Origin of the sequence: Pseudalkalibacillus sp. SCS-8 (genome assembly GCF_040126055.1) — a bacterium.
Lineage (GTDB): Bacteria > Bacillota > Bacilli > Bacillales > Fictibacillaceae > Pseudalkalibacillus > Pseudalkalibacillus nanhaiensis.
The window spans coordinates 2,692,347-2,705,928 of the sequence record NZ_CP143541.1; the positions used below are offsets into that span (position 1 = coordinate 2,692,347).

Here is a 13,582-nt window from a genome sequence, read left to right on the forward strand (position 1 = left end):
CAATCCCCCCTTATTCCGTATATAGGTACTTGATTTGCGGTGTATTTGTCTGGCTCATCAACTTCTGGATGCCGAGCAGGTCACCGTTCGGTTGGAAAATCTTCTGAGCCGTCATGTTCAACAATGAATTTAGGCCGATATTCTGTTCATACCGAATGACCCTTAGATGAGAATTCCCTAGGTCCTTTTTCATTTTCTTGATCGTATCATCCAAATCTCCTAATTCATCTACAAGATTCAATTCTTTAGCCTGCCGACCGTCATAGACCCTTCCGTCCGCCAGTTCCCGGACTTTCTCCTCTGGCATTTTACGCCCTGATGAAATGACATTGACGAATTCATTGTAGGAATTGTCTACAATGGACTGGAGGATCTCTCGCTCATCCTCTGTCATTTCGCGGGCAGGGGAAAGGATATCTTTGTGCTTACCACTTTTGATGGTCTCCCACTTCACGCCCAATTTTTCCGCGAGTTCTCCGTAATTCATCGATTGGATGATGACGCCCAATGATCCCGTCAATGTTGAAGGATGTGCAAAAATCTTATCAGCAGGCGCTGAGATGTAATAGCCTCCCGATGCTGCCATGCTTCCCATCGATATGTATACAGGTTTCTTACTTTGCTTTTGGATGGTCTTAATTTGGTCATGTATTTCCGCGCTCTCGACTACTCCGCCACCTGGTGAGTTTACCCGAATGATGATGCCCTCTACATCAGGATCCTCTCCTGCATGCTCCAGCATATCTAGAAACCGTTGGTGGTTATAGCCTGGAGATTGGAAGAATGAAGTTGCGTCCCCGGTGTCTTGGATTACGCCATCCACTTCCAACACGACAATACTTTCCTTATCACTACCTTCTTCCACCACATTTTCGACGAATGGTTCTTCTTCAAAAAGGGCGTTCCCTTGTAGCCCTGAGAAATTTGCGTTAGCCGATAACGATAAAAGATTGATGACGATTGAACCGACCAGCAGTACGCCTGCAATCAATAAAGCTGCCCAACGTTTTCTGTTCATTTGAAGCCTCCTAGCTCTCATTCTTTTGTAAAGTTTGTCCAATACTAGTAAGAATATCATATTTTGAAATGAATGAAGATGATTTGACAAAAAAGTTCAGAAAACCGATTATTAGTGTACATACATAATAATCGTACCTATTAAAAAAGATATGGAACGAACGATACTGATGTTGATGGAGGTCTTAAGAGATGTCTGAACGAAAGAATATCCACTTCTTTTATAAAAAAGGCAGTGAATACGAAGATAAGATTAACCAATTGAAAGATCTAGCAGTCAATAATGGATTTACTCTCGTAGATAATACGGATGAAGCGAATATCATCGCAAGTATAGGTGGAGACGGAACCTTCCTGCAAGCAGTAAGGCAGACTGGATTCCGTGACGATGCATTATACGTTGGGGTCAGCACAGGCCAACTAGGATTTTATTGTGATTTTGATATCGAAGACCTTTCTGGTATGATCCAAGCGATGATGAATGAACAGGTAGAAGTTCGTCGATATCCGACCATCAAGGTTGACGTAGAGAATGATTCTTCTTTTTATTGCTTGAATGAATGCTCGATACGTTCAGGAATCATCAAAACGCTCTCATTGGATTTACATATTGATGACCTGTTTTTCGAACGCTTCAAAGGTGATGGGATCATCGTTTCCACACCTACGGGAAGCACCGCATATAACAAATCCCTTGATGGAGCGATCGTGGATCCGAAATTACCATGTATGCAGATCAGCGAAGTCGCTTCAATAAACAACAACCACTACAGGACACTTGGAAGCTCATTCATTCTAAGTGAAGAGCGTGAATTGGAAATCCGTATGGTGGATGACGGAAACGATTTTCCAATCATCGGAATGGATAATGAAGCCCTGAGCGTAAGGCATAGCGGATCGATCCGTATCAGCCTCTCAGAAAAGCGGATTAAAACGGTCAAGTTGAAAGACAACTCGTTCTGGCACAAAGTGAAACGAAGCTTCTTATAAAGTGCTCATATAGAAAATCGTAAGGGTGACCCAAAACCATTCGGGTCACCCTTTTTTATATCTTTATGCTTCGTAGACGATTGCATTATCCACCACAGTCATCACGACTTTCACTTCTGGAATCTTTTCGGGATCGATTTGAAAAAGGTCTTCTTCTAAGATTGTGAAATCTGCGCTGTATCCTTTTTGGATTACGCCTGTCTCATTTTCTTTTCCAATCGCATAGGCGCTTCCCTTCGTATAGAGCTCTACTGCCTCAAATACCGTCAGCTTCTGCTCTGGGAAGTATCCTTCATGTTCATCTCCTTGTTTCTTACGAAGCACAGCAGCATGAATCGTTGATAAAGGATCAGCTGTTTCAATCGGAGCATCCGATCCAGATGCACAAGGAATTCCTTCCTCCAGAAGGGTTTTCCATGCAAAGCTATACTGCATCCTTTCTTCACCTAAACGCTCGATCACCCATGGAAAGTCGGAGGCGACAAAATGAGGCTGAATATCTATAATAACAGGAACCTTCCGCAGCCGTTCAATCAAGTCAGGTCGTACAACTTGTCCGTGGACGAATCGGTCACGCAATCCTTCTGGTGGCGGGTTCTCTTCCACAGCATATAAGGCGAATTCGAGGGCCAGATCTCCAATCGTATGGATGGCAACAGGCATATTGTAACGCCTCGCCTTTTTGACCAACTCCTTCAGCTCTGTAAGGGTATGGATGGCAACGCCGTATGTTTCAGGCATATCATTATAGGGCTTACTTAAATAGGCTGTTCTTCCACCAAGCGCACCGTCAGCAAAGATTTTCATCGCACCAAGCTCAACATACCCGTTCGTACTGCCGAATTGATAGCCTTCTTCATGCATGTCTTCAACAACTTCATGATGGACAAGAAGGTTGGCTTTGAACTTCAAGCGGTCGTTGTTGATTACATCTAGGAATGTTTGATACGTCCGTCTGAATCCACCATAATAATTCAAATCCTCACTATGTCCTCCAACGAGACCGTGTTTCGTCAGGTCCTCCACTGATGTTCGCAGTGCACGATGCAAATATTCCTCTGTAACTTGTGGAATGGCATTCTTCACTAAATCTTGTGCCTTGTCGAGCAGATATCCTGTCGGTGAACCGTTTGAGTCCCTAACAATGACACCTCCAGGGGGATCAGGCGTTTCCTTTGTGATTCCGGCCATTGCTAAGGCTTTCGAGTTGGCTAAAAGGGCATGTCTGCATATTCGCGTCAACATCATTGGATGATGTGGAGCAATCTCGTCCAGTTCGATTCTATGGAAAATCTTCCTATCAAGAAAATTATTCTCATTCCAGCCTTCACCTATGATCCATTCTTCCAGGGGGGTGGAATACACCTTTTCCTTCAGGACTTTCCGCATTTCCTCGGCAGAATGAATGTCGGATAGGTCCAACCGGAGAAGCTTTTCTCCATGACCGATCATATGTAAGTGACTGTCTACAAAGCCGGGGTACATGACAGCACCTTGCAGGTCCTGAACCTCATCAATGTCATGATGTTCCTCGATCCATTCCTTTGATCCACAATCAATGATTTTCGTACCCTCGACCAATACGGCCTCGACTGTCTCGCCTTCTTTTTCCATTGTGTATATCGTACCATTTGTCCATAACGTCTTCATGATCACACCCCAAATTTCATTCAGTCTCGTAAGATTAGCATACTTGAATTTTCTGAAAAAATCTAATCAGAAATGAGGAAGAATCAACTCTGAATAAGAAAAAGGAGCCGTAAGCCGGCTCCTTTTCATTATCCCTTTACTGTTGTTTGGTTTTCCTTCATACGAAGTTCAATCCTTCTGATTTTTCCAGATGTAGTCTTTGGCAGTTCATCCACGAATTCAATTTTACGTGGATACTTGTAAGGAGCTGTCAGTTCCTTGACGTGATTTTGAAGATTAGGAATCAGATCCTCAGATGAAGCTTCTGCAGGATTCTTGAGTACAATGAATGCTTTGACAACATGTCCTCGTACTTCATCAGGACTTGCAACAACCGCACATTCCTTGACAGATGGATGCTTGACGAGGGCATCCTCTACTTCAAAAGGTCCGATCGTGTAGCCTGAACTGATGATGATGTCATCTCCACGACCTTCGAACCAAAAGTATCCGTCTTCATCCTTTTTCGCTTTATCTCCAGTAAGATAATAATCTCCCCTGAAAGCCATGCGCGTTCGATCTTGGTCTTTGTAATAGGATTTGAAAAGGGCTGGTGCATCTCGATGGACGGCTATATCACCGACTTCCCCCGGTTTGACAGGCTGTCCTTCCTCGTTGATGATCTCTACCCGGTTTCCTGGAGTCGGTTTCCCCATTGATCCCGGTCGAACCTCCATCCCCTCTACAATTCCGACTAGCAACGTATTTTCAGTCTGTCCATATCCATCACGGACAGTGACGTTGAAGTATCTTTGGAAAATATCAATCACTTCACGGTTTAATGGTTCGCCTGCAGACACTGCACTTCTTAAATGGGAAAGCTGATAGTCCTTCAAGTTATCGACTTTCGCCATCAATCTGTACTCAGTCGGTGTACAACAGAGAACATTGATTTGATACTTTTCCAATAAATCCAAGTACGTATTCGGATCGAACTTTCCGTTATATACAAAACCAGTCGCACCTGTGCCGAGTACAGATACGAATGGACTCCAAATCCACTTCTGCCATCCCGGTCCAGCTGTTGCCCATACTGTATCCCCTTCATTGATCGCCAACCATGATTTGGCAGCTGTACGAATATGTGCATATGTCCAGCCATGCGAATGGACAACACCTTTCGGCTGACCAGTCGTACCGGATGTATAAGATAAGAACGCCATATCATCACGAGTAGTCGTTGGTAGCTTTACTGAATCATCTTTCTTGGCAATCACTTCACCCAAGTCTGTCCAACCCTTCTGTTCACCGCCTACAGTGATCTTATGCTGAAGGGTATCAATCGGGTCTTCAATCTCATCGAACTGGGAAGTGAATGGATGATAGGCGATCACGGCTTTGACCTCGCCATGATTGATACGGTAGCTCAGATCTTTTGCTCTTAACATTTCCGAGCAAGGAAGGACAACAAGCCCAGCTTTTATAGTCGCAAGATAAACTTTATACGTGTCGATTAGACGAGGCATCATTACGAGTACTCGATCACCTTTTTCAAGGCCTAAGGAAAGTAGGGCTTTTGCTAAGTCTTCAGCTTGGTTGAAGAGGTCTTTGTAGGTGATTTCGTCTTCTTCCCCTTGATCACTTCGCCACTTGATCGCGATACGAGATGGGTCTTTGGCGTATTTCTCCATTTCTTCTGCTGCATTATAGGTTTCTGGTGCTATGAGTGTTTCGTTCTTCAAAGTGGTTGCCTCCTTATGTAATCGGTTACACCTACCATTATACATAATTTTTAGAATATTTCCATTTTGAACGAACGTTCACTCAGAAAGATAGGCCATATTGCATAAGGTGAAATTGATTCATTTTTCATTCAATCCATTATAAAAGCACATTAATAGGCCAGCACGAATGCTGACCTGTTTCCATTGTTATGATGTTGTAGAGGTGTATTACTTAGGTTGTTGACCTTGAGCCATAGCTACAAGACGCTTAGTGATTTCTCCTCCTACAGAACCGTTAGCACGTGCAGAAGAGTCTGGTCCAAGTTGGACACCGAATTCAGAAGCGATTTCAGTCTTCATTGCGTTGATCGCTTGTTGAGCACCAGGTACAACTAGCTTGTTTGATTGATATGCCATGTGGATTCACCTCCTTGTACCCATAGGTTACGAAGGTAGGCGAAAATCATACCTTAATCGTAAGTGGTAAATTTTTGCTGAATTTACAGGACCACTTATTTTAAAGCAAATCTTCAAATTCCGACTTACGCTCGGGTTGAAGTTCACTGAAATGAACGGTTTCAGTCTTAACCACCGCTTCCTCTACTAAAGCTTCTATATCCATATATTGCTCGAATCTGTTCGCTTTTTCGCGATTCGGCTTCGTTTTCGGAGCAGAAGGTAAGAAGACTGTACAGCAATCTTCATATGGACGGATGGAGATCTCATAGGTACCGATTTTTCTCGCGATATCCATGATTTCAACTTTGTCCATCGTAATAAGTGGACGGATCATCGGCAGATTCGTCACTTCATTGATGGTGTTCATGCTTGATAACGTTTGACTTGCTACCTGTCCTAAACTTTCACCTGTCGCAATCGCAAGCGCCTCATTCTGTTCCGCTAATTTTTCAGTTATACGTAACATGTATCGGCGCATGATCGTCATGCTGTAATTGTCCGGAATCTGCTTCTTGATTGCTTTCTGGATATCCGTGAATGGGACAACGTGCATCTTGATCGTCCCACCGAATTTTGTAAGGACTTGTGTCAAGTCTTCAACCTTTTGGCGTGCACGTTCACTCGTGAATGGCGGGCTGTGAAAATGTACCATCTCGACTCTAATACCGCGTTTCATCGTCAAATAACCTGCAACCGGGCTATCTATGCCTCCAGAAAGCATAAGCATTACCTTTCCGCCACTTCCAATCGGTAAGCCGCCTGCACCAGGATAATTAATAGAGCTGATATAGGCTGCTTCTGGTTTAATTTCTACTTTCAACTCGACATCAGGATGATGAACATCTACAGATAAATCATCTGAATGCTGCAACACATATCCACCGATCAAATGATTCAGCTCTTGTGAATTATGAGGATATTGTTTATAGTTTCGCTTTGCTGATACTTTAAAGGTTTTCACATCAGGACCTGCATCCTTCATGGCCTGAAGCGCTGTTTGCCTGATTGTTTCCAAGTCAAGGTCACATTTGGCGGCGAGCGTTAAACCTTGTATGCCGAATACTTCCTGCAGCTTTTCAACGACCGGTTCATGGTTTTGTCCATTCAGATGAATATACATCCGATCGAATGCTTTTTTTACCTCAACCTGCTTAAAAGACCTCAATTTCCGCTTTACGGTATCCCGCAAACGATTTGTAAAGTGATGTCTATTCTTTCCCTTTAATGATAATTCTCCGTATCGAATGATGATGTGATCGTAAATCATGCTACTCCCTCATTACTTTTCTTAAATTTAAAATGACTTGTTCAAGTGAGCGAAGAAATTGTTTCCCTTCGTTTAATGTGTTCTCATAACTGAAACTTACTCGGATTGCACTGCTCGCACGTTCATATTCATGGCCTGCTGCCTCAAGTACGCGACTGACGTCGTTGGACTTAGAGGAGCACGCAGACTTCGTTGATACGAATATCTCTTTTTCCTCCAAGGCATGAATCAGCACTTCCGGTTTGACTCCAGGCACTGAGAAATTGATGATATGTGGCGCGCTATGTTGTTCAGGTGTATTGATTTGTATCTTATCCATCTCGGATAATTTCTCTCTTATATATGCTTTAAGCTCGAGCATGTCACCAAGCTGACGATCAGCCTTTTCTAAGGTCATTCGTAAAGCTTTTGCCATTGCAATGATTCCCGGAACGTTTTCTGTACCAGCTCTCAGCCGGAATTCATGGTCTCCGCCTGTCATGAGTGGTGAGAGGGCCACACCCTTTCTCACGTAAAGGAACCCGGCACCTTTAGGTCCGTGGAACTTGTGGCTTGAAAAGGAACATAAATCGATGCCTGATTGCTCATACTGAAGAGGTACTTTACCAATGCCTTGAACATTATCAACATGGAAGAGAACTTTTGGATACCCCTTCAAAAGCTTACCTATTTCTTTGACAGGTTGTACTGACCCAAGCTCGTTATTAACATGCATGATGGAGACGAGGATTGTATTATCCTTCAACGCCTGTTCGACATCGCTTACAGATACCCTCCCACATTCATCAACTGGAAGATATGTGACGTCATATCCCATCGCTTCCAATTGTTGAAAGGAAGAGTAGCAAGAGGCGTGTTCAATTTCAGTCGTGATCAAATGGCGCCCGCGAGAACGATGCTCCAGTGCTACACCTTTAATCGCAAGGTTATTCGCTTCCGTACCTCCGGAAGTGAAGACGATCTCATCAGATTTTACTTTAATAAGATCTGCAATCTGCTGTCTCGCCTTACTGATGAGGCGTTCCACTTCACCGCCTAGCCGGTGTATGGAAGAAGGGTTTGCAAAGTAATTCTCTGATACTGTGACATATGTTTTTAATGCTTCAGGATAAGGCTTTGTTGTTGCACTATTATCAAAATAGATCATGTGTCCTTTGACCCCTTTAATAAAACGTTTTACGCATCATTTAATATTACCATATATTAAAGTTAATCCAAACCGAATCCAACAAATCACCTTTTTCGACATATTCAGACATAGTTCTACACATATACTCGGATTTGACGTTTATTATATGAGGAACAATAAAAGAGTAAATAAGATTATTTTCGAGAATGATGAATCTGTTTAAACATTGTTAATGATAGAAAAATTTAAACTTTTTTGTTTTGTATCTTTTTTTCGTAAAAATTATGTTAAGATTTAAATCGATTTTAGAAAACTCAATGATTTCTGTCAGATATGCATCAGGAGGGTTTCACCATGAATTCAAAAAAAGCGCTTTCATTAAAGGATACGACTACAATTGGAATGATGATGTTCGCTCTATTCCTCGGAGCTGGAAATATGATCTTTCCACCTGCCCTGGGTCAAACAGCGGGCACAAATGTATGGACAGCCATTACCGGGTTTTTGATAACGGGTGTAGGACTTCCATTACTTGGTGTCATCGCAATCGGATTGACTGGAGGAACATTGCGTGACCTTGCTTCACGGGTCCACCCTGGATTTGCGATTGTCTTTTCAACGCTCATCTATCTTGCGATCGGACCATTCTTTGGAATTCCACGTACAGGTACAGTAGCCTACGAAATCGGTGTTATACCTTTTTTGCCTGAAGGCTTGAACGCAAATGGAGTGCCATTATTTATTTATACCATCCTATTTTTCGCAATCACTTTCTGGTTTGCTTTAAACCCGACAAAGCTTGTCGACAGGATCGGTAAGATTCTTACGCCAGTCTTGATTATCGTGATTGGTTTAATCGTCTTCAAAGGAATTTTTGATCCGCTAGGAAGCTTCTCAGCTCCAAAAGGTGATTATGCTTCTACGCCATTCTTTACAGGATTTATCAATGGCTATTTGACGATGGATGCCATTGCAGCACTAGTTTTTGGTATTGTTGTGATTAATGCTGTAAAGTCTAAAGGCGTCTCAGACAAAAAAGAAATTGCAAAAGCCACGACCAAAGCCGGCATCATTGCTGTAAGTGGATTGGCGCTTGTCTATCTCTCTCTTGCATTTGTAGGGGCAACAAGCCGCAATGTGCTAGGAGAAATGGATAACGGCGGTGCAATCTTGACAGGAGCGGCGGATCTCTTGTTCGGTCAATTCGGAATCATCCTGCTCGCAGTTGCCATAACATTTGCGTGCTTGACAACATCCATTGGCCTTGTTACAGCGTGTGGAGAATATTTCAAGGGCTTGATGCCGAATGTATCCTACAAATTGATCATCGCCATTCTATGTATTTTCAGTGGTGCGGTCGCCAACGTAGGACTGACCCAATTAATCAACTTGACATTACCAGTCTTGATCGGTATTTACCCATTAGCAATTGCACTGATCGGTTATTCCTACCTTCACCGTCAATTCAACGGATACCGGGAAGTCTATATCGGTGGATTGCTTGGAGCAGGAATGATCAGTATATTTGATGCTCTTGCTCAAATGAATATCGACATTACCGCTGTTTCCAGTGTGTTTGAAGCTTATCTACCGCTTTATACACAAGGCGTTGGATGGATTGTTCCTTCGATCATCGGTGCACTGATCGGTTATGTCATTGGTCGTACCCGATCCCAATTGAACGAAAATACAGATCCTAAAGAAGCTTAAATTGAAAAGAAACGAGCCTCCTATTTGGGGCTCGTTTTTCTTATGTTGATTCGTCCTAACCTTAATAACATCAGAAAAACCCGGACCAAATTTTCTTTGGTCCGGGTTTATGATGATTCCTTTACACTTTTTCTACTGGCCGGTAGCTTTCCTCCAGCTCTTTTAAAATACCTGGCTCTACTGTATCGATTGCTTCAGCTGCATGTTCAAGCGCTTCTTCATATTGATATGTACGGAAAGCTTGCTCTGCCTCTGATAACTTGACTGCTACAGCGATATGCTGGCTTCTGTACCGGTTACCATATTGAATCAATCGTTCAGCCCAGATGGCCCGATCAATGATATGGAATGTTTTAGTATAGATTTCTTCGACCGCTTCTTCTGCCTCTATCAGCCGGTGAAGAACTTCAGCCATTTCTAGCGGTTTATCACTTAGCTTACTCGTAACCGTTTGTAATCTGATTTCTGCATTTTGCATCGAATGATAAAAATCTTCTGGGAGACCAGGTAGATTATTGCGATGTACTTCCTTTTTCGCATCAATAAGTTTTTTGCGGAACAACTGAATTTTTTCCACTGCTTCGAGCTCATCTTTACGCAAGTTTTGAAGCTTTTCCTGATAAATTTCAGTCATATCTCTCAATTCTTCTAGTTGTTTCGTAACCTGTTCAAACATTTCCTTCGTTGAAGTAAAGGATTGGTGATTCTCCTCCATTGAATGGAAGATTGTACCGACTCTTTTTTCCAGTTTCTCGAAGGAGGTCTCCAGTCTTTCCTGCAAATCGAGGTTTTCTTGCTCGATCTGATAACTTAACTTGACCACATTGGTTTCTTCTTTTAAATCTCTGATTTCCTTGCCAAGCTCCTCGACTTCCTGTTTGACAGTTTCCTTCTCTTCAAGAACCGATTGTTTCGCCATCACTTCAGCTTCTAACGTATCGTATAATTGTTCGATCTTTATGTTCATTTGGACGATTTCTTCCCTGGCTTCTTCTACTTCGACTTCATGCACCTTTTCCTTCACGATTCCGTATGCATAATCGATGACTTCCAACTCTTTATCGACTCCTAATTGATCGACACGGAAGCCTTGCTCTTTCATTTGATTCAAGCCGTCTTTCAACTCTTTAATGGTATCCGGAATCTCCGAATTCAACTGATAAAGGAGTTCTGGCATAACTTCCAACTCGTATTTAAGCTTTGTGATGCTCTCATCCAGTTTTATGATATATGTACGAGCAGCAATGTGGTTTCCATTTTCGGTTTCTTCATTATAACTGGAAAAATCAGCAGAAACGTCTTCCAATCGCTTTTCAAACGTTTCAACAAGTGGTCCTAAAGCTCTATAATGAGTTAAGAGATGTTTACGAAGTTCCTTGAATTGTTCTTTCAATTGACCGATTTCCTTACGGTTCAACTCTTCGCTCTCCACGAATTCGTTGATCTCAGAGGAAATCATATCGATCTTCTCTTCAATATGGTGGATGGATTTTCTTGTATCAGATAAGATGTTCCGTGCTTTTTTGAAACGATACTTATCTGCAGCATCCTCTGCGTCAAACAATTTCTCTTCAAGCATCGGAAGCTGTTGTGTGACGATCTCGTCCCAATCTTCCCGCCATACCTCGAACTTCTTTTCTGTTTCTCCGATCATTTCAAGTGCTTTGACTTTCGCAATCTCATCTGTCAAAGGCTTGTTCATGATGTTGACTTTTTGGGTTTCGAGGTGATCGATTTGATCATAAATCTTCTTTCTCGTATATGTACCGTATGCAATAAATGCTGTAAGGAGAACAATCAGCACCATCAAGATATAAACCATAGGGACCTTCCTTCCTTCCCTTTTTCAGTTATGTATATTAAGCTGAGAGAAAATAATCTACATTTTTTATCATTTTTCGCCAAAATTCATCCAGTTTCGGCGTTCATCGTAACTACTATAATACCATGTATGCTACTTTTATAACTACTTTTTTTCGGAAATTTGCTAAAAAATTGCTTAATTCTTACAAAAACGATTTAACGAGGAGGCTGCCAATGAACGTATATGATGGCCATGTCCATACCCCCTACTGTCCGCACGGCTCCAAGGATGATTTCACAAAATATATTGAACGTGCAATCGAACTTGGATTAACTGGATTGACTTTCACAGAACATGCTCCCTTACCTGCTGGCTTTCATGATCCTACCCCTCATAAGGATAGTGCGATGAAGCTTGAACATATGGAAGCATACCTGCAACAAATAAAAGAACTCAAAAAAGAATATGAGCGAGATTTGACAATAAGCACAGGATTGGAAGTTGATTTCATCGAGGGTTTCGAAGCCGAGACGAAGACTTTCCTCGATACTTACGGACCGTACTTGGACGATTCGATTCTTTCTGTCCACTTTTTGAAAACGGCCAAAGGTTACCATTGTATGGATTACAGTCCTGATGTATTCGGTGAAATGATCGACGAATTAGGAACAGTCCAGGATGTATATGCCCTGTATTACCGTACTCTTAAACGTTCGATTCAATCTGAGCTCGGTGCTTATAAACCAAAACGGATCGGCCACATCAGTCTTGTCATGAAATTTCAGCAGAAATACCCAAATTTAAAACTCGACAAAGAAATGATTCGTGAGACCCTCGATCTGGTTGCAAAACAAAAACTCCATTTAGATTATAATGGTTCGGGCATGAACAAACCTTTATGTCGGGAGCCTTACCCGCCTCGATGGATCGTTGAAGAAGCGCTGAAAAGGGACATCCCATTCGTATATGGCTCTGATGCTCACAGTGCCAAGGAACTTGGACAAGGATATGTAAATTTGATGAAAGAAGCACCGCTTAACCAGCCTTTTTAGGGGGCTGCCAGCGGTGCTTGTTTATTTTCTTTTCCTGCAATCGTATTCGCATCATAGTTGATGCACAGTGCATCGTCTGCCCAGTCCTGGATGATATTTAAATATTTCGAAATGAAGTATCGGTCGTTCACGGAAAATTGATAAATCTCTTTGATATATTGCGGATATAAGAAAGGCATGAATAACATGCTTCTCATTTGCATGATGACCATGTTTTTGGATAATGGCTTGAACTCTTTTTGCTTCATACCTTTATCGAGAATCGCATTCAGATAATATTTTTCCTTCATAAGATATGTCGTCATAATCTCACGGACTAGAGTCGTATCAATACTGATTTCCCTATGGACCAGTCGCGCCGCCTGTGAACGTCCCTGCTGATAAAGGATGACTTCTTCAATCAGTTGAATGAGGCAATTGCGTGCAGATTGTTTCTCTAATTTTTCATAAGCATCCTGCAGAACATAGAGATACCCTTCAAGGAATGAAGACATCAAGAACTCCAATAACCCTTTCTTGCCACCAAAATAATACGAGATCAACGAAACATTGACGCCCGCTTTCTCAGCAATGTCACGGACGGATGTACCTGAGTATCCTTTGTTGTTAAAAAGGTATGCTGCTGCTTCTGCTACTTTTTCTTTGGTGATAGACATGGCCTTACTCATCGCAAATCACCTCAACATACGATCTATACTACCAACATTCTCCTTTACCCTTGATTATCCTCTGTTAAACGCTCGACATATTCAATGAAACTTTCTACAATGTCTGATATGATAAGACTAATTTCTAAGATTG

At 42.2% G+C, this 13,582-nt stretch carries 11 protein-coding genes; 3 read left to right on the forward strand and 8 right to left on the reverse strand.

The features are described 5' to 3' along the window. Positions 1-10: 10 nt before the first annotated feature. Positions 11-1,018 carry a signal peptide peptidase SppA gene (sppA, locus tag V1497_RS14005; RefSeq protein ID WP_349408149.1) on the reverse strand — a complete coding sequence of 336 codons (1,008 nt, stop codon included), beginning with the start codon at positions 1,016-1,018 and terminating at the stop codon, positions 11-13. Between the two features lie 191 nt (positions 1,019-1,209). On the opposite strand from sppA, the gene V1497_RS14010 reads away from it, so the two are divergent. Further along, positions 1,210-2,007 carry an NAD kinase gene (locus V1497_RS14010; RefSeq protein WP_349408150.1) on the forward strand — a complete coding sequence of 266 codons (798 nt, stop codon included), beginning with the start codon at positions 1,210-1,212 and terminating at the stop codon, positions 2,005-2,007. 63 nt (positions 2,008-2,070) lie between these two features. On the opposite strand, the gene V1497_RS14015 is transcribed toward V1497_RS14010, so the two are convergent. The 5 genes from V1497_RS14015 to V1497_RS14035 form a co-directional block, all read right to left on the reverse strand. Further along, positions 2,071-3,657: an amidohydrolase gene (locus V1497_RS14015; RefSeq protein ID WP_349408151.1), complete on the reverse strand. Its 1,587-nt coding sequence runs from the start codon at positions 3,655-3,657 to the stop codon at positions 2,071-2,073. Between the two features lie 128 nt (positions 3,658-3,785). Next, entirely contained in the window at positions 3,786-5,378 is a 1,593-nt protein-coding gene (gene mbcS, locus V1497_RS14020; protein WP_349408152.1) for an acyl-CoA synthetase MbcS, read from the reverse strand. 210 nt (positions 5,379-5,588) lie between these two features. Continuing rightward, entirely contained in the window at positions 5,589-5,777 is a 189-nt protein-coding gene (locus tag V1497_RS14025) for an alpha/beta-type small acid-soluble spore protein (protein WP_226546789.1), read from the reverse strand. Positions 5,778-5,877: 100 nt separating this feature from the next. Next, on the reverse strand, positions 5,878-7,086 hold the full coding sequence (gene thiI / locus V1497_RS14030; protein ID WP_349408153.1) for a tRNA uracil 4-sulfurtransferase ThiI: 1,209 nt from the start codon (positions 7,084-7,086) through the stop codon (positions 5,878-5,880). 1 nt (position 7,087) lies between these two features. Beyond that, positions 7,088-8,233, reverse strand: a complete 1,146-nt coding sequence (locus V1497_RS14035; protein ID WP_349408154.1) for a cysteine desulfurase family protein — start codon at positions 8,231-8,233, stop codon at positions 7,088-7,090. 336 nt (positions 8,234-8,569) lie between these two features. Between V1497_RS14035 and brnQ the strand changes: the two genes are divergently transcribed. Further along, positions 8,570-9,925 (forward strand): branched-chain amino acid transport system II carrier protein, encoded by a 1,356-nt coding sequence (gene brnQ, locus V1497_RS14040; protein WP_349408155.1) that lies wholly within the window; start codon positions 8,570-8,572, stop codon positions 9,923-9,925. 121 nt (positions 9,926-10,046) lie between these two features. On the opposite strand, the gene ezrA is transcribed toward brnQ, so the two are convergent. Continuing rightward, on the reverse strand, positions 10,047-11,747 hold the full coding sequence (gene ezrA / locus V1497_RS14045) for a septation ring formation regulator EzrA (RefSeq protein WP_349408156.1): 1,701 nt from the start codon (positions 11,745-11,747) through the stop codon (positions 10,047-10,049). A 215-nt stretch (positions 11,748-11,962) separates the two neighbouring features. Here ezrA and hisJ point away from each other — a divergent pair, with 215 nt between their 5' ends. Continuing rightward, on the forward strand, positions 11,963-12,781 hold the full coding sequence (gene hisJ / locus V1497_RS14050; protein ID WP_349408157.1) for a histidinol-phosphatase HisJ: 819 nt from the start codon (positions 11,963-11,965) through the stop codon (positions 12,779-12,781). On the opposite strand, the gene refZ is transcribed toward hisJ, so the two are convergent. Next, entirely contained in the window at positions 12,778-13,449 is a 672-nt protein-coding gene (gene refZ / locus V1497_RS14055; protein ID WP_349408158.1) for a forespore capture DNA-binding protein RefZ, read from the reverse strand. The two genes, hisJ and refZ, sit on opposite strands and share 4 nt — an antisense overlap. Positions 13,450-13,582 lie beyond the last annotated feature (133 nt).

Excerpts from the sequence above, each read along its gene's own strand:
- sppA (WP_349408149.1), bottom strand. The coding sequence starts at position 1,018 with ATGAACAGAAAACGTTGGGCAGCTTTATTGATTGCAGGCGTACTGCTG.
- refZ (WP_349408158.1), bottom strand. The coding sequence starts at position 13,449 with ATGAGTAAGGCCATGTCTATCACCAAAGAAAAAGTAGCAGAAGCAGCA.
- thiI (WP_349408153.1), bottom strand. The coding sequence starts at position 7,086 with ATGATTTACGATCACATCATCATTCGATACGGAGAATTATCATTAAAG.
- V1497_RS14010 (WP_349408150.1), top strand. The coding sequence starts at position 1,210 with ATGTCTGAACGAAAGAATATCCACTTCTTTTATAAAAAAGGCAGTGAA.
- V1497_RS14035 (WP_349408154.1), bottom strand. The coding sequence starts at position 8,233 with ATGATCTATTTTGATAATAGTGCAACAACAAAGCCTTATCCTGAAGCA.
- ezrA (WP_349408156.1), bottom strand. The coding sequence starts at position 11,747 with ATGGTTTATATCTTGATGGTGCTGATTGTTCTCCTTACAGCATTTATT.
- V1497_RS14025 (WP_226546789.1), bottom strand. The coding sequence starts at position 5,777 with ATGGCATATCAATCAAACAAGCTAGTTGTACCTGGTGCTCAACAAGCG.
- hisJ (WP_349408157.1), top strand. The coding sequence starts at position 11,963 with ATGAACGTATATGATGGCCATGTCCATACCCCCTACTGTCCGCACGGC.
- brnQ (WP_349408155.1), top strand. The coding sequence starts at position 8,570 with ATGAATTCAAAAAAAGCGCTTTCATTAAAGGATACGACTACAATTGGA.
- V1497_RS14015 (WP_349408151.1), bottom strand. The coding sequence starts at position 3,657 with ATGAAGACGTTATGGACAAATGGTACGATATACACAATGGAAAAAGAA.